Consider the following 19254-nt stretch of genomic DNA (forward strand, 5'->3'; position numbering starts at 1 on the left):
ATGCAAGATTGCACAGCGCTCATTTGCGGCATGTCAGCCCGCCAGCGTCTTGAGCGCCTGCAGCTCACGCTCAGTCACCGCCACCCCTTCACGCTGGGCAATTTCCCGCTCTCGGTAGCGCCGCTCGCCCGGCATGCGCGACACCCCCACGGCCTGCATCTGCTCGACCAACGCCCGGCTGCGTTGCGCAAACCGCTCGCCTTCGGCCTTGCTCGGGTCGATGACGATGATCAACTGCCCGGTCCACGGTGTTTTCGCCCCAGGGTGGCTCGCCCAGTCGAATTCCCAAGAGAAATGCCCCCCAGTCAGCGCCGCCGCCAGTAGCTCGACCATCATCGACAATGCAGAGCCCTTGTGCCCGCCGAAGGGCAGCAGCGCACCGCCTTGCAGAATGGCCGTGGGGTCGGTGGTCGGCTGGCCGTCGGCGTCCACGCCCATGCCCTCCGGCAACGGTTGGCCGGCCCGCGCAGCGATCTGCACGTCCCCGTGGGCCATGGCGCTGGTGGCCATGTCAAAGACGATAGGGTCATGCCCCGCGCACGGCGCGGCAAAGGCAATCGGGTTGGTGCCGAACAACGGCTTGTGGGCACCGTGTGGCACCACACAGGTCATGCTGTTGACCACGCTCAGTGCCACCAGCCCCTCATCGGCAAACGGCTCCACATCGGGCCACAACGCTGCGAAATGGTGTGAGTTGTGAATCGCCAGTACCGCGATACCGGCGCTGCGGGCCTTTTCGACCAGCAGTGCACGCGCCGCGGCCAGGGCCGGCTGGGCAAAGCCACCGCCAGCGTCGACCCGAACGAAACCGGCCGCGACGTCGACCACCTGGGGTATTGCACCGCCATTCACCCAACCGCTGGCCAGGGTCGAGACATAGCCAGGCACACGAAACACCCCATGACTGTGGGCACCATCGCGCTGTGCGCTGGCGCAATTGTGGGCGAGGACGTCGGCCACCGCCGCACTGCAGCCGTGACGCTGGAAGATCGCTTGCAACAACCCCTGCAGTTCGGCGAATGGCATGCGCACGGCGGGGTGGGTGGAAGGTGCAGACATCTGAAGCTCCTTTCTTGGAATTGGAATGGCGACAGCGTGGGCAGCGACAAAAACTTTCCGGCATGTGACAGCTATCTGTCAAATATTGACGGCGTGACAGAAAACATTCATCTTCTGCTCACGCCTCGCCGGGAGCAACAGCATGAGCCAACCGATCAGACAACGCCTGGAACACAGCCTGCAAGCCGCGACTGCTTCTGGCCACAAGATCGCCAGCTACATGCTCGCCAATCTCCATGAGCTGCCGTTCCAGACCTCGGCCAGCATTGCCGCCAAGCTCGGCGTCAGCGAATCCAGTGTCGGGCGTTTCTGCCGCTCCCTCGGTTATGCCCATCTCAAGGCGCTCAAGCAAGACCTTCAGAGCGACCTGGGTGACGGCCCATGGCTGGTGGGCGACCGCCTGCAGGAATACCGCCAGCAGCACGACGACAACACCCGCGCAGGCAGCCTTGAACTGGAAATTGCCGCGCTGGTACGGGTGCATGAATACAGCCGCAGCGAACCCTGGCACACAGCCGCGCAGCGCTTGGCAGACAGGCCGCGGGTATTCATTGCCGGTTTCCAGACCGAGCGTGGTGTGGCCCAGTGCATGGCCCACCTGCTGCACTACCTGCGCGACGGCGTTCAGGTGGTCGACGGCAGCGCCGGGCACTTTGGCGAGGTGCTGCTCGGGCGCCCGGAAAACAGCGCGTTGGTGGTGTTCGAGGCGCGCCGCTATTCCCGCCATGCCCTGTTGTTGTGCCAGAAGGCCCGCCAGGCGGGCATACCGGTCACGCTGGTGACCGACACCTTCTGCGACTGGGCCGACGCCAATGCCGACGAGGTCTTCCGCATCCCCACCGAATTCAACCTGTTCTGGGAGTCCACCTCGGCCATGCTGTCGTGGGTGCACCTCATGGTCAACGAGGTCTGCAAGAAGCTCGGGCCTGATGTTGAAAAACGCTTGGAAGCGACTGCCGCTCTACATAACGAATTCGTCGGCTACACGACGGGAAAACAACAATAGCAAGAGTGCAAGAGGTGCGAGATGAACAAGACCATGGCTATGGTGGGTGCATGTGCCCTGCTGCTGGCGGCTAACGCCAGCGCCGAAACCCTGCGCTTCGCCACCGAGGGGGCCTACCCGCCCTTCAACTATGTGGATGCCGACAACCAATTGCATGGTTTCGACATCGACATCACCCACGCCCTGTGCGAGCAGATGAAAGTCGAATGCACCCTGGTGGCTCAGGACTGGGAAGGCATCATTCCGGCCTTGATGGCACGCAAGTACGATGCGGTGGTGGCCTCGATGATCGATACCCAGGAGCGGCGCAAGAAAATCGCCTTCACCGACCACTACTACCGTACCCCGCTGACCGTTGCCGTGGCCAAGGACAGCAAGATCAGTGATGCGCAGACCACCTTCGAAGGCTACACCGTGGGCGCCCAGTCGTCCTCGACCCAGGCGATCTACGCCGAAGATGTGTATGGCAAGGCGGGGGCTGACGTGAAGCTCTACCCCACCCTGGACGAGGCCAATGCCGACCTCGCCGCCGGCCGTCTGGACGGGGTGATCGCCGACAAGTTTCCGCTGCATGAGTGGATGAACAAGAACGGTCAGGATTGCTGCAAGGTGTTGGGTGACGTAGCCGGGACCAAGGCCGATGCCGCCATCGCCGTGCGCAAGGACGATGAAGCACTGCGCCAGCGCCTGAATAAGGCATTGGCGCAAATCGTCGCCAACGGTACCTACCAGAAAATCGCCAGCAAGTACTTCGACTTCGATATCTACAACTGACTGTCAGGGCCCCATCGCCGGCAAGCCGGCTCCTACAGATTTCGAGGCTGTGGCCCATCAGTGGCGCCCGGCTTACCACCGTCCTCCAAGGCTGTCAGGTATCGGTGGGGCGGGCTTGCCACCGGCCTCAAGGGCGATGAGGTATCGGTGGGAGCCGGCTTGCCGGCGATGGGGCCTGGCCAGTCAACACAAGGGATATGCCATGCTCGAACAATTGTCCTTGCTGTCCTTCGCCAGTGGTGGCTGGGGCCAGGCGCTGCTGGCCGGCGCTCTGGTGACCGTGTCACTGGCCCTCGCCTGCCTGCCCATCGGCTTGCCTCTGGGGCTTGCCGTAGCCCTGGCGGCGCGCTCACCCAAGCGCCTGGTGCGCGCCTGGTCCACCACGTTCTCCACCGTGTTCCGCGGCCTGCCCGAACTGCTGACCCTGCTGATCATCTATTACGGTTGCCAGATCGCCGCCCAACAACTGCTGGCCGCCATGGGCTATCAAGGTGAGTTCCTGATCAATACCTTCCTGGCAGCGATGATCGCTTTCAGCCTGGTGTTCGCCGCCTTTTCCAGCGAAATCTGGCTGGCCGCTTTCAAGACCCTGCCCAAAGGCCAGCTTGAAGCCTGTGCGGCCCTGGGCCTGGGCAAGCGCACCGCATTCTTCAAGGTGGTACTGCCACAACTGACGCGTATCGCCCTGCCGGGGCTCTCCAACAACTGGCTGTCGTTGCTCAAGGACACCTCGCTGGTCTCGACCATCTCGCTGGTCGACCTGATGCGCCAGACCAACCTTGCGGTCAGCGTGACCAAAGAACCGATGTTCTTCTACGGGGTCGCCTGCCTGGGTTACCTGCTGTTCTCGGCGCTGTCGGGACGGGTATTCGCCTACATCGAACGGCGCAGCAACCGCCACCTGCAAGGAGCACGCGCATGAATACCGAACAATGGCTGAGCCTGGTACTGGACCCTGACCTGCTGGAGCGCTACGGCCCACGGTTCATCGACGGGCTGCTGGTAACGGCCAAACTGGTGGCGATTTCCTTTACCCTCGGCGCCGTGCTCGGCCTGCTGCTGGCCCTGGCCCGGATGTCGCGCAAACTGCTGCTGCAACGCCTGGCGGCCGGCTACATCTATTTCTTCCGTGGCTCCCCCCTGCTGGCCCAGCTGTTTCTGCTGTACTACGGGCTTGGTTCGCTGAAGGGCTTCTGGCAGGACCTTGGCCTCTGGTGGTTCTTCCGCGAAGCCTGGTTCTGCACCCTGCTGGCCTTCACCCTGAACACTGCCGCCTACCAGGCCGAAATCTTCCGCGGCAGCCTGATGGCAGTGGCCCCGGGGCAGTACGAAGCGGCCAGGGCTTTGAACCTCAAACGCTCCACCACCTTCTTCAAGGTCATCTTGCCGCAATCATTGCTGGTGGCCATCGGCCCGCTAGGCAACGAACTGATTCTGATGATCAAGGCCAGCGCCATCGCCTCGCTGGTGACTATCTACGACCTGATGGGCGTGACCAAATTGGCGTTTTCGCGCAGCTTCGACTTCCAGATCTACCTGTGGGCCGCCGTCCTCTATCTGGTGATCGTCGAACTGGTGCGGCGCCTGCTCAAACACCTGGAGGCCCGCCTGGGCCGCCACCTGAATTGACCGAAGGATACACTCATGCATTGCCAGACCCTTGTCTTGGGCGCCGGTATCGTCGGCGTCAGCACCGCGCTGCATCTGCAGGCCCGCGGGCGCCAGGTGATCCTGATCGACCGCGATGAACCCGGATGCGGCACCAGCCATGGCAACGCCGGGCTGATCGAACGCTCCAGCGTCATCCCCTATGCCTTCCCCCGCCAATTCGCAGCCCTGCTGCGCTATGGCCTGAACCGCCAGCCAGACGTGCGCTACAGCCTGCTGCACCTGCCCAAGGCCGCGCCCTGGTTGCTGCGCTATTGGCGGCAGTCGGCACCGGGGCGACTGGCCGAGGCCGCAGCCGACATGCTGCCGCTGGTCCAACGCTGCGTCGAAGAACATGACGCCCTGATTGCCGCCGCGGGGCTCGAAAGCCTGGTTCAGGCCAAGGGCTGGATCGAGGTGTACCGCGACCCGGCACTGTTTCAGCAGGCCAAGGCCGAGGTCAAGGGCCTTGCACGCTACGGCCTGCATTATGAACTGCTTGAACGTGATCAACTGCAGGCACGCGAGCACCAGCTCGACAGCGCCGTCGTTGGCGGCATCCATTGGCTCGACCCCAAGACCGTGAACAACCCCGGCGCCCTCACCCGTGGTTATGCTGCGCTATTCGTCCAGCGCGGCGGGCAGTTCCTGCATGGCGATGCGCGCAGCCTGCGCCAGGTCGGCAGCCAATGGCGGGTCGAAAGCCAGCGTGGGCCGGTCACGGCCGACGAAGTGGTGGCGTGCCTTGGGCCACAGTCGGCAGACCTTTATGAGCGCCTGGGCTATACGATCCCGCTGGGTATCAAGCGCGGCTACCACATGCACTACGGCACCCGTAACGGCGCGCAGTTGCAGCACGCGATCTGCGACACCCAGGGCGGCTACGTGCTGGCGCCGATGGCCGCCGGCATACGCCTGACCACCGGCATCGAGTTCGCTGCCAGCAGCGCCCCAGGAAACGAAATTCAGCTCAAGCGCTGCGAAGCGCTCGCGCGCGCGCTGTTCCCGGCACTGGGTGAGCGCCTGGATGACACCCCGTGGCTGGGCCGTCGGCCCTGCCTGCCGGACATGCGCCCGGTGATCGGCCCGGCGCCGCGGCACAAGGGCCTGTGGTTCAACTTCGGCCACGCCCACCACGGCCTGACGCTGGGACCTGTCACTGGCCGCTTGGTGGCTGAACTGCTCACCGGCGAGCGCCCTTTCACCGACCCTGCGCCTTACAGCGCGGCACGTTTCGACTGACACCACGCGGGAGAACAACAACATGACCGCCCCTTTGAGCGTTGCCAGCCTTGCCCCAGAACACGACCCACGCCCGGTGCTGATCCGCATAGAGGGCCTGAACAAGCACTATGGCGCGTTCCATGTGCTGCGCGACATCGACCTGCAGGTGCGCGAAGGTGAGCGCATCGTGCTGTGCGGCCCCTCCGGCTCCGGCAAGTCCACCTTGATCCGGTGCATCAACCGCCTGGAGATTGCCGAACAAGGCAGCATCCAGGTAGCCGGCACCGATCTGGCCGCCAACACGCGCCAGGCCGCCCAGGTACGCAGCGACATCGGCATGGTGTTCCAGCACTTCAACCTGTTTGCGCACATGAGCGTGCTCGACAACTGCCTGCTGGCCCCCACCAGCGTGCGCGGCCTGTCCCGCAAAGACGCCGAGGAGCGTGCACGGATGTATCTGCGCAAGGTCGGCATCGAAAACCAGGCACACAAATACCCCAGCCAACTGTCCGGCGGCCAGCAGCAACGAGTGGCCATCGCCCGCGCCTTGTGCATGAAACCGCGGATCATGCTGTTCGACGAGCCAACCTCGGCGCTGGACCCGGAAATGGTCGCTGAAGTGCTGGATGTGCTGGTACAACTGGCGGGTACCGGCATGACCATGCTCTGTGTCACCCATGAAATGGGCTTTGCCAGGCAGGTTGCCGAGCGGGTGCTGTTCCTTGAAGGGGGGCAGATCATCGAAGACAGCCCGCCGCAGGTGTTCTTCAATCAGCCGCGCACGGCACGGGCCAACAGTTTTCTGGCACAGATCCTTCATTGAGGCCACAGGCCCTTTCGCCGGCAAGCCGGCCCCCACTGTGGAAATGAGCGCTTTCAAGATCAGCGCCCTACCTGTTGGAGTCGGCTTGCCGGCGATAAGGCCAGCAAACACGGCACAAAGCCCCTTTATTGCACGGCTGCAATGACCCAACTGCGTCGTTAAATATAATTGACCTAACCCCCTGTCAAACCCTTGCCGCCTGAGGCTCGCAAGGCTTTCAGCCCCCGAATTCAGGCGCTTTAGCCCATTTCAGTCGTTTGACATATCGAACGGCTCTGGCAAGCTATCTACAAGCCCCGACCGGCATCGTCGCCTCTGACGAGCCGGCAGTGCTCGGGGCTTCAGGTAGCACACGAGGCCCCGCGCCGTGCACCTGCACAACAACGGCAGGTCGAACCTGTCATAAGGTGACATATGTCCAACAGCAACATTGGCAACAAGCAACCTTCCCTGCGCAAACCCGTCGTCCTGATGACCATGGGCAGCCAAGAGCGCAAAGGCCATGACTACCAGGTCATGACCCACAAATACATCACCCCGCTGGTCGATTTCGCCGATTGCGTCCCGGTGTTGGTGCCCACCTGCTGTGGCGTCGATGACCTGGAGACCTATCTGGACATGGCCGACGGCGTCTACCTGACCGGTGCCGGCAGCAACATCGAGCCGAGCCTGTATGGCCAGGAAAACCAGACCCCAGGCAAAGGCCAGGACGTCAACCGCGACCTGTTCGATATTCCGCTGGTCAAGGCAGCGCTCAAGCGTGGCCTGCCCATCTTCGGTATCTGCCGCGGCATGCAGGAAATCAACGTCGCCCTGGGCGGCGACATTTACCAGAAGGTTTACGCCGAACCCGGCTTCAACGACCACCGGGAAAACCCGGAAGACCCGGTCGAGGTGCAATACGCTCAGGTGCACGGTGTGAAGATCAAGGCTGGCAGCTGGCTGCACGACGCCCTTGGCACCGACGAGATCCGCGTCAACTCGCTGCACGGCCAAGGCCTGCGTAACCTGGGTACCGGCATCGAGCCGATCGCCCATGCCGAAGATGGCCTGGTCGAAGCGATTCACGGTCCGAGCATTTCGCCCTTCCTGTTTGCCGTCCAGTGGCACCCGGAGTGGCAAGCGGCGAAGAATCCTGATTCGATCAAGATCTTCCGCGCCTTCGGCGAGGCCTGCCGCGCACAGGTGCGCAAATCCCAGAACAAGCGCCAACAGGCCGCCTGACCCTCAGCTTCGTTAGTTTTGATCGCGGGGCGGCGCAAGGTCGCCCCCGCTTCCCCGGTCACCCTCTGCTGGTCCCAGAACACTTCCCGTGGCTGCGGGCGGCGGGCTTGCGCCTGTCTCCGCGATCCTTTTTACCCCGCCAACCTAGAGATACGATGACTGCTTAGAGAGTCGTCAGATGCTCTGCGCCCTCAGCTCCAGTGCAGCCCCCGTGGCGGGAGTCGCAAGGCGCCACACGGCCCTCAGTCGATCTATAACCCCCATCCATCCGGCCCCATGCTCGCAAAAATTTTCTTGAGAGGGACTAGTCATCGCAGAGGTTGTACGATAACTTACCTCCAACGCAAAACAACACCCTTCACCCAAGCGCCACAGGATGCCAATAACAATGACTCCACAAGAACTGAAATCCATCCTCTCCCACGGCCTGCTGTCTTTCCCGGTCACCGATTTCAATGCCCAGGGCGACTTCAACCAGGCGGGTTACATCAAGCGCCTGGAGTGGCTTGCCCCGTACGGCGCCAGTGCCCTGTTCGCCGCCGGTGGCACCGGTGAGTTCTTCTCCCTGGCCGCCAGCGAGTACAGCCAGGTGATCAAGACTGCCGTCGATACCTGCGCCACGTCTGTACCGATCCTCGCCGGCGTCGGTGGCTCCACTCGCCAGGCCATCGAGTATGCACAGGAAGCCGAGCGCTTGGGTGCCAAGGGCTTGCTGCTGCTGCCGCACTACCTGACCGAAGCCAGCCAGGACGGCGTCGCTGCCCACGTCGAAGCGGTGTGCAAGTCGGTCAACATCGGCGTGGTGGTGTACAACCGCAACGTCTGCCGCCTGAACGCCGACCTGCTGGAAAAGCTTGCCGAACGCTGCCCGAACCTGATCGGCTACAAGGACGGCCTGGGTGACATCGAACTGATGGTGTCGATCCGTCGTCGCCTGGGTGACCGTTTCAGCTACCTGGGTGGCCTGCCGACCGCCGAGGTGTATGCTGCCGCTTACAAAGCCCTGGGCGTGCCGGTGTACTCCTCGGCGGTGTTCAACTTCATCCCGAAGACCGCGATGGACTTCTACCACGCCATCGCCCGCGACGATCACGCCACCGTTGGCAAGCTGATCGACGACTTCTTCCTGCCGTACCTGGACATCCGCAACCGCAAGGCTGGCTATGCCGTGAGCATCGTCAAGGCAGGCGCGAAGATCGCCGGTTACGACGCAGGCCCGGTGCGCACGCCGCTGACCGACCTGACCGCTGAAGAATACGAAATGCTCGCAGCTCTGATGGACAAGATGGGTCCGCAATAAGCGCACCCCGCGGCCTGCCAATGCCGCACCCGGAGTGGGCTACCCCCACTCCGACTAAAACTTGTGAGCCCGCACAAAAATAACTAGTGGGAGTATTGCCAGCATGCAAGCGACTAAAAAGACGCATGTGCGCTACCTGATCCTGTTCATGCTGTTTCTGGTGACCACGATCAACTATGCCGACCGAGCCACCATCGCCATTGCAGGCTCCAGCCTGCAGAAAGACCTCGGCATTGACGCCGTAACCCTTGGTTATATCTTCTCCGCCTTCGGATGGGCTTACGTTGCCGGCCAGATTCCTGGTGGCTGGTTGCTGGACCGCTTTGGTTCCAAGAATGTCTATGCCTTCAGCATCTTCACCTGGTCACTGTTCACCCTGTTGCAGGGTTTTGTCGGTGGCCTGCCGGTCGCCTGGGCAGTGGTCACCCTCTTCACCCTGCGCTTTCTGGTCGGCTTCGCCGAAGCGCCGTCGTTCCCGGGCAACGCCCGTATCGTCGCCGCCTGGTTCCCCACCGCAGAACGCGGCACGGCTTCGGCGATCTTCAACTCAGCGCAATACTTCGCCACCGCGCTGTTCGCCCCGATCATGGGCTGGATCGTGTTCAGCTTCGGCTGGGAACACGTGTTCGTGGTGATGGGTGCACTGGGCATCGTGTTCTCCGCCGTTTGGCTGAAAACCATCTACAACCCCCGCCAACACCCGCGCATCAGCCCGCAAGAACTCGAGCACATCGAGCAGAACGGTGGCCTGGTGGACATGGACCAGAAGCGTGGCAACGACGGCCCGAAATGGGGCTACATCAAGCAATTGCTGACCAGCCGCATGCTGCTGGGTGTGTACCTGGGCCAGTACTGCATCAATGCCATCACCTACTTCTTCCTGACCTGGTTCCCGGTGTACCTGGTGCAGGAGCGTGGCATGACCATCCTCAAGGCGGGCATCATCGCCTCGCTGCCGGCAATCTGTGGCTTCATCGGCGGCGTGCTCGGTGGTGTGCTGTCTGACTGGCTGCTGCGCCGCGGCAACTCACTGACCTTCTCGCGCAAGCTGCCGATCGTCTGTGGCCTGCTGCTGTCGACCACCATGGTCTTCTGCAACTATGTCGAAGCGGAATGGATGGTGGTCGGCTTCATGACCCTGGCCTTCTTCGGCAAAGGCATCGGCGCACTGGGCTGGGCCGTGGTCGCCGATACCTCGCCCAAGCAGATCGCTGGGCTATCCGGCGGCCTGTTCAACACCTTCGGCAACATTGCGTCGATCACCACCCCGATCGTCATTGGCTACATCATCAGCGCCACCGGCTCGTTCAAGTGGGCGCTGGTGTATGTTGGCGCCAACGCCCTGGTAGCGATCTTCAGCTACCTGGTCATCGTCGGGCCGATCAAGCGTATCGAGTTGCGTGAAGGTGCAAAGCCAGACGCTGAGCCTGCCGCCCCGGGCGAACTGGCTGACGCACGTCACTGAGTGAGCACGCCCGCGCCCGGCAATGCCGGTGCGGGCGGATGTACAAAGCCTGAGAACATCACGAACAGGGCCCGAACATGCAGTTGATCGAACATTCCGACTCGCCCCGCTACGTCCGGCTGCACGACGACGATAACGTCGTGGTAGTGGTCAACGACGGTGGCTTGGGTGAAGGCGCGCGCTTCCCCGATGGCCTGACCCTTGTAGAAGCCGTCCCACAGAGCCACAAAGTGGCCACCGTCCTGATCGCCAAAGGCGAGCCAGTCAAGCGCTATGGGCAGATCATTGGTTACGCCCTGGAAGACCTGCGCCAAGGCAGTTGGGTGCAGGAAAGCCAACTGGCCATGCCGTCCGCCCCTGAACTGGACAGCCTGCCGCGCTGCGATGCATTACCGGCGCCTCTGCCTGCGCTGGATGGCTTCACCTTCGAAGGCTACCGCAACGCTGACGGCACCGTCGGCACCCGCAACATCCTGGGCATCACCACCACCGTGCAATGTGTGACCGGTGTGCTGGAGCATGCGGTCAAGCGCATCCGCAGTGAATTGCTGCCCAAATACCCCAATGTCGATGACGTGGTCGCCCTCACCCACAGCTATGGCTGCGGCGTGGCGATCAACGCCCGTGATGCCTACATCCCGATCCGCACCGTGCGCAACCTGGCACGCAACCCCAACCTGGGTGGCGAAGCGCTGGTCATCAGCCTGGGCTGCGAGAAGCTGCAGGCCGGTCAGGTGATGCACGACAACGACCCCTCAGTGGACCTCAGCGAGCCGTGGCTGTATCGCCTGCAGGACGCCAGCCTTGGCTTTAGCGAAATGATCGAACAGATCATGGGCCTGGCCGAGACGCGCTTGCAAAAGCTCGACAAGCGCCGCCGCCAGACCGTGCCAGCCAGTGAGCTGATCCTCGGCATGCAGTGCGGCGGCAGCGATGCATTCTCCGGCATCACCGCCAACCCGGCGCTGGGCTATGCCGCCGACCTGCTGGTGCGGGCCGGCGCCACCGTGCTGTTCTCGGAAGTTACCGAAGTGCGCGACGCCATCTACATGCTGACCTCCCGCGCTGAAAACCAGGCGGTCGCCGACGCACTGGTGCGCGAGATGGACTGGTACGACCGTTACCTGCAGCAAGGTGCTGCCGACCGCAGCGCCAACACGACGCCAGGCAACAAGAAAGGCGGCCTGTCCAATATCGTCGAAAAATCCCTGGGCTCGATCGTCAAGTCCGGCAGCGGCGCCATTCAGGGCGTGCTCGGCCCAGGCGAGCGGGTGAACCGCAAAGGCCTGATCTTCTGCGCAACGCCCGCCAGCGACTTCGTCTGCGGCACGCTCCAGTTGGCGGCCGGGATGAACCTGCACGTATTCACTACGGGTCGCGGTACCCCCTACGGCCTGGCCATGGCGCCGGTGGTCAAGGTGTGCACCCGCACCGAACTGGCCCAACGCTGGCCGGACCTGATCGACATTGACGCCGGGCGCATTGCCAGCGGCCGTTCAAGCATCGAGGAACTGGGCTGGGAGTTGTTCCACTACTACCTGGACGTGGCCAGTGGCCGCAAGCAGACCTGGGCAGAACAACACCGGCTGCACAACGACATCACCCTGTTCAACCCGGCGCCAATCACCTGATGGTTCGGCCTTGCCCGGTATGCAAATGGCACGCGCCCGCCTGGGGGAGCCGGCTTGCCGGCGACGCAGGCTGTACGGTGCAGGGCACGGGCTTGGCCAGTGATCACCGGCACGCCGGCTCGCACAGGTCAGGCGCCCTTTACTGATCAACCCTTCCAAACACAGGAGCACACCATGCCTGAGATTCTTGGCCACAACTTCATCGCCGGCCAGCGCAGCGCCGCTGGCGCGCAACGCCTGCAGAGCCTGGACGCCACCACGGGCGAGGCCCTGCCCTACAGCTTCGCCCAAGCCACCGAGGCCGAGGTGGACCAGGCGGCTCAAGCGGCGGCAGCGGCCTTTGCCGAATTCCGCCAGCTGGCCCCGGCACGTCGTGCCGAGTTCCTCGACGCCATCGCTGCTGAACTGGACGAGCTGGACGACGCATTCGTCGCCGTAGTCTGCCGTGAAACCGCCCTGCCCGCCGGGCGCATCCAAGGTGAGCGAGGCCGCACCAGCGGCCAGATGCGCCTGTTCGCCCAGGTGCTGCGCCGTGGCGACTACCTTGGTGCACGCATTGACCTGGCCCTGCCTGAACGCCAGCCGCTGCCCCGCGTGGACCTGCGCCAGATGCGCATCGGCGTCGGCCCGGTCGCCGTGTTCGGCGCCAGCAACTTCCCGCTGGCCTTCTCCACCGCAGGCGGTGATACCGCTGCAGCCTTCGCCGCCGGCTGCCCGGTGGTGTTCAAGGCACACAGCGGCCACATGGCCACTGCCGACCTGGTCGCGGCGGCCATCGTTCGCGCTGCCGAACGCACCGGCATGCCCAAGGGTGTATTCAACATGGTGTTTGGCGGTGGCGTGGGTGAGTGGCTGGTCAAGCACCCGGCCATCCAGGCGGTCGGCTTCACCGGTTCGCTCAAGGGCGGGGACGCACTGTGCCGCATGGCCGCAGAGCGCCCGCAACCCATCCCGGTATTCGCCGAAATGTCGAGCATCAACCCGGTGATCATCCTCCCGGGCGCGCTGGCCAAACGTGGCGACGCCATTGCCCGCGAGCTGGCCGGCTCCGTGTGCCTGGGTGCTGGCCAGTTCTGCACCAACCCGGGCCTGGTCATCGGCCTGCAGTCGCCACCGTTCAGCCAGTTGCTCACCGACCTCGGCCAGCACCTGGACCAGCAAGCCGGCCAGACCCTGCTCAATGCCGGTGGCTTGCGCAGCTACGTGAGCGGCCTGGAGCACCTGCAGGCCCACGCCGGCATCGAACACCTGGCAGGCCAGCCTCAGGAAGGCAGCCAGGCGCGTGCACAGCTGTTCAAGGCAGACGCCCGCTTGCTGGTAGACGCCGACCCGCTGCTGCAGGAAGAAGTGTTTGGCCCGACCACCGTTGCCGTTGAAGCCCAGGACACCGCGCAGTTGCGCGCCGCCCTGCTCGGCTTGCGTGGCCAGCTGACCGCTACGCTGATCGGTGAGCCTGAAGACTTCGACGCATTTGCCTGGCTGGTACCGCTGCTGGAAGAAAAGGTTGGCCGCATCCTGATCAATGGCTACCCAACGGGCGTGGAAGTGTGCGATGCCATGGTCCACGGCGGGCCGTACCCAGCCACCTCCGATGCCCGCGGTACGTCCGTCGGCACCCTGGCCATCGACCGCTTCCTGCGCCCGGTGTGCTACCAGAACTATCCGCAGTCGCTACTGCCCGAGGCACTGCGTGACAACAACCCACTGGGCCTGCGCCGCCTGGTGAATGGGCAATGGAGTGACGGCGCGCTCTGAGTGCCCTGATGCGAGAAAAAGCCCCGTACTTACGGGGCTTTCTTTTGACACTTGCATTGGATTTACCGGCCCTATCGCCGGCAAGCCGGCCCCACAGGTACCGCGCTGCCCTCAGGCCCCGCGCAAATTATATGGGAACCTGTCTTGCTCAACTGCTAAAAGCTGACGCAAATCTCTGTGGGAGCCGGCTTGCCGGCGATGGGGCCCGCACAGCCACCCGCGCTATCAAACCCCTTGCGCTTCAGCTTCCGCATGCGCCTGACGCAACCGCTCCCGGCTGTTGCTCAGGTGCATGCGCATGGCCATCTTGGCCCCTTCACTGTCGCTTCGGGCGATGGCTTCGTAGATCGCCTCGTGCTCGTGCATCAACCGGCTCATGTAGTGGGCCTGGTCATCATGCGCCAGACGCGCCGAGTTGAGCCGGGTACGCGGGATGATGCTGGTACCGAGGTGGTTGATGATGTCGGCGAAGTAATGGTTGCCGCTGGCCTGGGCGATACGCAGGTGGAACTGGAAGTCCGCCGACACCGCATCCGTGGCATGGGCGGCGCCCTCGTTGAGTTCGTCCAGCGCCGCGCGCATACCTGCCAGCTCTTCTTCGCTGCGCCGTTGCGCCGCCAGGCCTGCCGACTCGATCTCCAGGGCGATGCGCAGCTCCAGTACCGCCAGCACCTCACGCAGCGTGACCACGGTGGCCGGGTCGATGCGGAAGCCGCCCGTGGCAGGCGTATCCAGCACAAAGGTGCCGATGCCATGGCGGGTCTCGACCTGCCCGGCCGCCTGCAGCCGCGAGATCGCCTCACGCACCACGGTGCGGCTCACGCCCTCCTCGGCCATGATCTGCGACTCGGTCGGCAGCTTGTCGCCACGCTTGAGCTGGCCGCTACGAATACGCTCGGTCAGCACCGTGACCAGTTCCTGGGCCAGACTGCGCGGCTTGCGCCGGGTCTTTGCCTGTACCTGTTGCTCTGTCATGCCCTGTTTTTCACCTTGAAAGACAGCCGCCATGATAGCGCAAGCAGTTGTACGATCACATCCATCCGACGCGGTATTTATGGACGCAATGCCCCCTGCCCAAAGGGCGTCGGAATTTAGCAGCGCAGCAACGGACCTAACCGCGAAGGAGCCAGGACAGGCGGCAGACATCCCGGTACTCTATAGGCATCGATTGCTCACTCCATGGAAGGAAAACCTCTGATGAAAACCTTCGATCGCTGCCTGCTCTGCTGCGGGCTGATCATTCCGTCCTGGCTGCTGCTTGGCGTTTGCTTCACCGCCCAAGCCTACCCCGGCTACGACCATCTGCAGCAGGCCATGAGCCAGTTGGGCGCAGTGGGCGCCCCAACCCAACGCTGGTCACCCCTGCTCAACAACTTCCCCCTCGCGGTGCTGTTTACCCTGTTCGCCTGGGGCCTGGCGCGGCGCTGGCGTGGCTCGAAGCTCGCCCTGGCCAGCGCTGCACTGGTACTACTGCATGGGCTCGCTAGCGCCGGCACCGGTTGGTTTGCATGCGATCAGGGTTGTGCGCCTGCGCAACCTTCCCTGTCGCAGCAACTGCACAACCTCTTCGGCTTGATGATGTTTCTCTCGTTGACCCTGGCCAGTGCGCTGTGGGCATGGGCCGGGAAACGCGTGGCCGGCTCACCCGCGCTGGGGGTCTTTTCACTGGCTTGTGTGGTAACTGCGATCGCCACTGCCGCCCTGATGGCCAAAGCGGCGCAGGACGGGCAGTTGTTCGGCCTGTACCAAAGGCTGAACTACGGCGCCTCGGTGATCTGGGTCGCCGGGCTTGCGCTGTATAGCCTGCGCCCCACACTGGCAAATCGCCTGCGCATCGCCACCACTTGACCCTAAACGTACTGGCCCCCAGGCATCTGAAGCGAAGGCAAACTCCGTTCTTCTTCAGATGCTTAGGACAGCAACATGCGAGTATTTCTAGCAACGGTGGCCGGCTGCCTGCTGGTCACGACTGCCTTCGGCGCCCAGGCCAGAGCGCTGAGCCAGAACGACCGCCAAGTATGTAGCTGGGGCTCGCAGATCGCCGCCGAGGCCCAGCGGGCCAAGCTTTCCGGCGTGACCTTGTATGCCACGCGCAAGAAACTGCAGGTACGCCGGTTCGCCAAGCCGTGGATGCGCATGACCGCCTTTGGCATCACCGAACAGACCTACAACAGTCGCTCGCGGTTAAAGCCGGCAGCCATCAAGCAAACCTACTACGAACAATGTGTACATCACGCAGTTGCAAAACGTTAAAGGCTTATTAATCAGATAGTTGAACAATTAATCTCATAAATAACGTGAGATAGCTCAAGCTCAGGTCGCCCCACCTTGCACGCCCCTTGACTGCAGTGTTCCAACACGCTGAAGGTCGAACCAGACAGATCCCGGCCGCCAAATGCCGGCGACCAGGGCCATGCTGTTTTCAACAACCCGTCAGCGCCGCTGGCCGGCGCTCACCGGCAAAGAAGAACGGGCGCAGGCGCACGCCAATCATGTTCCCGGTGTAGGCCGCGACCAGCCACAGCCAGCCATGCACGCTACCCGAGGCGATGCCGCTGAAGTACGCGCCAATGTTGCAGCCGTAGGCCAGACGCGAACCGTAGCCGAGCAGCAGGCCACCGAGCACTGCGGCGATCAGCGAGCGCAGCGGGATGTTCAGGCTCGGCGCAAAACGCCCCGCCAGGCCAGCCGCCAGCAGCGCACCCAACACGATGCCAAGGTCCATGACGGTGGTCACGTCTTGCCACAGCGGCGCTGCCAGCGCCTTGGCGTTGGCCGGTGCCTGCCAGAACACCCAACTGCCGACGTCCACCCCAAGGCTGGAAAGGGTCTTGGCGCCCCACAAGGCAAAAGCGGAGGTAATGCCCCACGGGCGGCCTGCCAGGGCCAGGGTGGCGTAGTTCAGCAAGGCCAGGGCCACAGCCCCCCACAGCAACGGCCACGGGCCACGCAGGAAGCGGCGCAGGCCTTGGTGCTCACTGCTTACGGGTGCTTCGAGGGCGCCATGGCGGCGTTTTTCCAGTACCACCGTCGCCCAGGCAATCAGCGCGAATACCGCCACGCTGACCAGTAGCGCCGGCGCGACGCCCCAGGCCTGGACGATCGAGGTGGCCGGCAACGATGGCAAGGCGAACCACCAGTCGGCATGGTGCGTGGCCGTGACCGAGCCAATGATGAAGAACAGCAGCGTCACCAGCATTCTGGCGTTGCCGCCACCAACGGTGAACAGCGTGCCCGAGGCACACCCGCCGCCCAGTTGCATGCCGATACCGAAGATGAAAGCGCCAAACACCACAGACACCCCGGCTGGCGCCACCAGCCCGGTGACGGGGTTGCCAAACAGGCTGCCAGCCGACAATGCCGGGAAGAACAGCAGTACGGCCAGGGCCAACATGACCATCTGCGCACGCAGGCCGGCACCTCGTCGTTCGGTGATGAATACGCGCCAGGCCGACGTGAAGCCGAACGCTGCGTGGTAAAGCGTCAGCCCCAGGGCGGCGCCAAGGATCAGCAGCAAGACCTGCTTGAAACCGGCATTGAGATTGAGGAACCAGGCACCGGCCAGCAACAGGGCCAAGGCAATCAGGGGGGCGCGCAGACGGCGCGGTTCGGGTGTGGCGGTTGCGGAAAGACCCATTGGAATGCTCGGATTACTGTAAAACGGGCGGCGATTATAGCGCCGGAGATTGCTAGATGCTGCTTTGGCTGGCGTTTATCGCTGCCAGCGGGGCCTAACCTCTCCGCACTGTGCACATCTGTTAGGCTGATACCAAGCCCCCAAATACCCCACTGGCCATTCGCACCATGGATGAACTGCGCAAGATCGACCTTAACCTGCTGCTGGCCCTGCATGCGCTGCTGAGCGAGAAACATGTGACGCGCGCTGCCATCCGCCTGCACCGTAGCCAACCGGCAGTCAGCCATGCACTGGCACAACTGCGCGCACATTTCGACGACCCACTGCTGATCCGCCAGAACGGTCACATGGCCCTGACCGCACGCGCCCAGTCCCTTATCAAACCGTTGCAGGACGCGCTGGGCAGCCTCAACAGCCTGCTGGCCACACCTCGCTTCGACCCCGCTCAGGCCCAGCGCAGGTTCCGCCTGTCGTTGTCCGACTACGCCTCACGGCTCATCCTGCCGCCCCTGGTCCGCCACCTGCGTCAGGCGGCACCGGGCGTGGACCTGGCCATCAGCCAGGCCAGCCGCGAGGCGATGATGGCGCAGTTGCTCGATGGCGAACTCGACCTCGCCTTGGGTATCTTCCCCGAACTGCCCCAAGGCATTGCCGCGCAAACACTGTTCGAGGACAGCTTCGTCAGCATTGCCGACCGACAGGTATTGCCGGGCAAAGGCGGCCTAGCGCTGGAGGACTGGCTGGCACGGCCGCACGTGCTCATGGCCATGCGCCCGGACGCCCACGACGAGATCGAGCGCGCACTGGGTGAACGGGGCCTGCGCCGGCGCATCGCCTTGGCGCTGCCGCACTGGAGCGCCGCCGTCGACGTGCTCGCCGGCACTGACCTGATCCTCACCGTGGCCAAGCGCGCAGTGGGCCCGATGCGGCCACACAAGGCCCTGCGCCAGTTCGCACCCCCCTTGCCAATCCCGAACCTGGCCTATCAACAGGCCTGGCACACCCGAAAAGACAGCGATCCGGGGCATCGCTGGCTGCGGGAGACGGTCTGGGCCTGTTGCCAGCCCGGCCGCTGATCATCCTTCGGGCTGTTTGACGCTGGCCGCTGTGGCGGACGCAGGGCTGGCGGCCCAGGTGCTCTGCACCAGGAACACCCCAACGAGGATCAGCACCACCCCCGCAAGCCTAGGCAGGCTCACCGGTTTGCTGGCAACGCCCATCAGGCCGAAATGGTCGACGATCACCGACGTGAGGATCTGCCCGGCCACCACCAGCACCAGAAAGCCTGCGGCGCCGAGCTTGGGGGTCAAGGCGGCGGCAGCGGCTACGTACAGGGCGCCAAGCACGCCGCCGATCCACAGCCACCATGGGCCCTGCACTGCCTTGCCCAGCTCGGGCAGCGGTACCCGCAGGATCAGCAAGGCCGCGATGACCACCACCGAACTGACCGTCAATGACGTGAAGGCGCCCCAAAGCCAGTGCCCGAGCGCACGGCCGACGGCAGCGTTGCTGGCGGCCTGGTAGGGCAGCACGACCCCGGCGAGCAGCGCCAACAGCAAGGGAAGGAAAGCGATAAGCAGGGCCTTGTTAGGCATGGATGTACTCTTCTGAAGACAGGATTGGTACATCATCTGCAAATCGACCGGCGTAATGGAAATCGAAATCCTGCACTCAGGTTATTCGCCACATGGATGATGGATACCGATCAA

The 19254-nt window shown here is 63.6% G+C and carries 18 protein-coding genes; 14 read left to right on the forward strand and 4 right to left on the reverse strand.

The window, feature by feature from the left end; translation table 11 throughout:
* Nucleotides 1-33: 33 nt before the first annotated feature.
* On the reverse strand, nucleotides 34-1059 hold the full coding sequence (locus JNA92_RS04700) for an Ldh family oxidoreductase (RefSeq protein ID WP_241803566.1): 1026 nt from the start codon (nucleotides 1057-1059) through the stop codon (nucleotides 34-36).
* A 142-nt stretch (nucleotides 1060-1201) separates the two neighbouring features.
* On the opposite strand from JNA92_RS04700, the gene JNA92_RS04705 reads away from it, so the two are divergent.
* From JNA92_RS04705 to JNA92_RS04755, 11 genes are all read left to right on the forward strand, one after another.
* Nucleotides 1202-2065, forward strand: a complete 864-nt coding sequence (locus tag JNA92_RS04705; protein WP_241803567.1) for a MurR/RpiR family transcriptional regulator — start codon at nucleotides 1202-1204, stop codon at nucleotides 2063-2065.
* 21 nt (nucleotides 2066-2086) lie between these two features.
* The gene (locus JNA92_RS04710) at nucleotides 2087-2839 is read left to right on the forward strand and encodes a transporter substrate-binding domain-containing protein (RefSeq protein ID WP_241803568.1); all 753 of its coding nucleotides are present in this window, start codon (nucleotides 2087-2089) and stop codon (nucleotides 2837-2839) included.
* A 202-nt stretch (nucleotides 2840-3041) separates the two neighbouring features.
* Nucleotides 3042-3761 (forward strand): ABC transporter permease, encoded by a 720-nt coding sequence (locus JNA92_RS04715; protein ID WP_241803569.1) that lies wholly within the window; start codon nucleotides 3042-3044, stop codon nucleotides 3759-3761.
* A complete protein-coding gene (locus tag JNA92_RS04720; RefSeq protein ID WP_241803570.1) occupies nucleotides 3758-4468 on the forward strand; it encodes an ABC transporter permease in 711 nt (236 codons plus the stop codon). The genes JNA92_RS04715 and JNA92_RS04720 overlap by 4 nt, the downstream gene beginning before the upstream one ends.
* A 15-nt stretch (nucleotides 4469-4483) precedes the next feature.
* Entirely contained in the window at nucleotides 4484-5728 is a 1245-nt protein-coding gene (locus JNA92_RS04725; protein WP_241803571.1) for an NAD(P)/FAD-dependent oxidoreductase, read from the forward strand.
* A gap of 22 nt (nucleotides 5729-5750) precedes the next feature.
* On the forward strand, nucleotides 5751-6533 hold the full coding sequence (locus JNA92_RS04730) for an amino acid ABC transporter ATP-binding protein (protein WP_277818029.1): 783 nt from the start codon (nucleotides 5751-5753) through the stop codon (nucleotides 6531-6533).
* Nucleotides 6534-6947: 414 nt separating this feature from the next.
* Nucleotides 6948-7757: a gamma-glutamyl-gamma-aminobutyrate hydrolase family protein gene (locus JNA92_RS04735; protein ID WP_241803572.1), complete on the forward strand. Its 810-nt coding sequence runs from the start codon at nucleotides 6948-6950 to the stop codon at nucleotides 7755-7757.
* Nucleotides 7758-8145: 388 nt separating this feature from the next.
* A complete protein-coding gene (gene kdgD / locus JNA92_RS04740) occupies nucleotides 8146-9057 on the forward strand; it encodes a 5-dehydro-4-deoxyglucarate dehydratase (protein ID WP_241803573.1) in 912 nt (303 codons plus the stop codon).
* Nucleotides 9058-9160: 103 nt separating this feature from the next.
* Nucleotides 9161-10522, forward strand: coding sequence for an MFS transporter (locus tag JNA92_RS04745; RefSeq protein ID WP_241803574.1), 1362 nt, complete (start codon nucleotides 9161-9163; stop codon nucleotides 10520-10522).
* Nucleotides 10523-10599: 77 nt separating this feature from the next.
* Nucleotides 10600-12153, forward strand: a complete 1554-nt coding sequence (gene garD / locus JNA92_RS04750; RefSeq protein WP_241803575.1) for a galactarate dehydratase — start codon at nucleotides 10600-10602, stop codon at nucleotides 12151-12153.
* A gap of 174 nt (nucleotides 12154-12327) precedes the next feature.
* Nucleotides 12328-13908, forward strand: a complete 1581-nt coding sequence (locus tag JNA92_RS04755; RefSeq protein WP_241803576.1) for an aldehyde dehydrogenase (NADP(+)) — start codon at nucleotides 12328-12330, stop codon at nucleotides 13906-13908.
* Nucleotides 13909-14133: 225 nt separating this feature from the next.
* Here the strand turns inward: JNA92_RS04755 and JNA92_RS04760 are convergent, their stop codons facing one another.
* On the reverse strand, nucleotides 14134-14883 hold the full coding sequence (locus tag JNA92_RS04760; protein ID WP_241803577.1) for a FadR/GntR family transcriptional regulator: 750 nt from the start codon (nucleotides 14881-14883) through the stop codon (nucleotides 14134-14136).
* A gap of 222 nt (nucleotides 14884-15105) precedes the next feature.
* Here JNA92_RS04760 and JNA92_RS04765 point away from each other — a divergent pair, with 222 nt between their 5' ends.
* Both JNA92_RS04765 and JNA92_RS04770 read left to right on the forward strand, forming a co-directional pair.
* Nucleotides 15106-15756, forward strand: a complete 651-nt coding sequence (locus tag JNA92_RS04765; RefSeq protein ID WP_241803578.1) for a DUF998 domain-containing protein — start codon at nucleotides 15106-15108, stop codon at nucleotides 15754-15756.
* Nucleotides 15757-15831: 75 nt separating this feature from the next.
* Nucleotides 15832-16161, forward strand: coding sequence for a hypothetical protein (locus tag JNA92_RS04770; RefSeq protein ID WP_241803579.1), 330 nt, complete (start codon nucleotides 15832-15834; stop codon nucleotides 16159-16161).
* Nucleotides 16162-16330: 169 nt separating this feature from the next.
* Here the strand turns inward: JNA92_RS04770 and JNA92_RS04775 are convergent, their stop codons facing one another.
* Nucleotides 16331-17545: a YeeE/YedE family protein gene (locus JNA92_RS04775; RefSeq protein ID WP_241803580.1), complete on the reverse strand. Its 1215-nt coding sequence runs from the start codon at nucleotides 17543-17545 to the stop codon at nucleotides 16331-16333.
* A 167-nt stretch (nucleotides 17546-17712) separates the two neighbouring features.
* On the opposite strand from JNA92_RS04775, the gene JNA92_RS04780 reads away from it, so the two are divergent.
* A complete protein-coding gene (locus JNA92_RS04780; protein ID WP_241803581.1) occupies nucleotides 17713-18621 on the forward strand; it encodes a LysR family transcriptional regulator in 909 nt (302 codons plus the stop codon).
* Here JNA92_RS04780 and JNA92_RS04785 read toward each other — a convergent pair whose 3' ends face one another.
* A complete protein-coding gene (locus JNA92_RS04785) occupies nucleotides 18622-19140 on the reverse strand; it encodes a DMT family transporter (RefSeq protein ID WP_241803582.1) in 519 nt (172 codons plus the stop codon).
* Nucleotides 19141-19254 lie beyond the last annotated feature (114 nt).

This window comes from Pseudomonas putida, assembly GCF_022627325.1.
Lineage (GTDB): Bacteria > Pseudomonadota > Gammaproteobacteria > Pseudomonadales > Pseudomonadaceae > Aquipseudomonas > Aquipseudomonas putida_X.

Bases quoted from the DNA above. Each gene is read 5' to 3' on its own strand.
- JNA92_RS04715 (WP_241803569.1), top strand. From the start codon at position 3,042: ATGCTCGAACAATTGTCCTTGCTGTCCTTCGCCAGTGGTGGCTGGGGC.
- JNA92_RS04720 (WP_241803570.1), top strand. From the start codon at position 3,758: ATGAATACCGAACAATGGCTGAGCCTGGTACTGGACCCTGACCTGCTG.
- JNA92_RS04730 (WP_277818029.1), top strand. From the start codon at position 5,751: ATGACCGCCCCTTTGAGCGTTGCCAGCCTTGCCCCAGAACACGACCCA.
- garD (WP_241803575.1), top strand. From the start codon at position 10,600: ATGCAGTTGATCGAACATTCCGACTCGCCCCGCTACGTCCGGCTGCAC.
- JNA92_RS04700 (WP_241803566.1), bottom strand. From the start codon at position 1,059: ATGTCTGCACCTTCCACCCACCCCGCCGTGCGCATGCCATTCGCCGAA.
- JNA92_RS04765 (WP_241803578.1), top strand. From the start codon at position 15,106: ATGAAAACCTTCGATCGCTGCCTGCTCTGCTGCGGGCTGATCATTCCG.
- JNA92_RS04710 (WP_241803568.1), top strand. From the start codon at position 2,087: ATGAACAAGACCATGGCTATGGTGGGTGCATGTGCCCTGCTGCTGGCG.
- JNA92_RS04705 (WP_241803567.1), top strand. From the start codon at position 1,202: ATGAGCCAACCGATCAGACAACGCCTGGAACACAGCCTGCAAGCCGCG.
- kdgD (WP_241803573.1), top strand. From the start codon at position 8,146: ATGACTCCACAAGAACTGAAATCCATCCTCTCCCACGGCCTGCTGTCT.
- JNA92_RS04725 (WP_241803571.1), top strand. From the start codon at position 4,484: ATGCATTGCCAGACCCTTGTCTTGGGCGCCGGTATCGTCGGCGTCAGC.
- JNA92_RS04735 (WP_241803572.1), top strand. From the start codon at position 6,948: ATGTCCAACAGCAACATTGGCAACAAGCAACCTTCCCTGCGCAAACCC.
- JNA92_RS04785 (WP_241803582.1), bottom strand. From the start codon at position 19,140: ATGCCTAACAAGGCCCTGCTTATCGCTTTCCTTCCCTTGCTGTTGGCG.
- JNA92_RS04745 (WP_241803574.1), top strand. From the start codon at position 9,161: ATGCAAGCGACTAAAAAGACGCATGTGCGCTACCTGATCCTGTTCATG.
- JNA92_RS04780 (WP_241803581.1), top strand. From the start codon at position 17,713: ATGGATGAACTGCGCAAGATCGACCTTAACCTGCTGCTGGCCCTGCAT.
- JNA92_RS04760 (WP_241803577.1), bottom strand. From the start codon at position 14,883: ATGACAGAGCAACAGGTACAGGCAAAGACCCGGCGCAAGCCGCGCAGT.
- JNA92_RS04770 (WP_241803579.1), top strand. From the start codon at position 15,832: ATGCGAGTATTTCTAGCAACGGTGGCCGGCTGCCTGCTGGTCACGACT.
- JNA92_RS04775 (WP_241803580.1), bottom strand. From the start codon at position 17,545: ATGGGTCTTTCCGCAACCGCCACACCCGAACCGCGCCGTCTGCGCGCC.
- JNA92_RS04755 (WP_241803576.1), top strand. From the start codon at position 12,328: ATGCCTGAGATTCTTGGCCACAACTTCATCGCCGGCCAGCGCAGCGCC.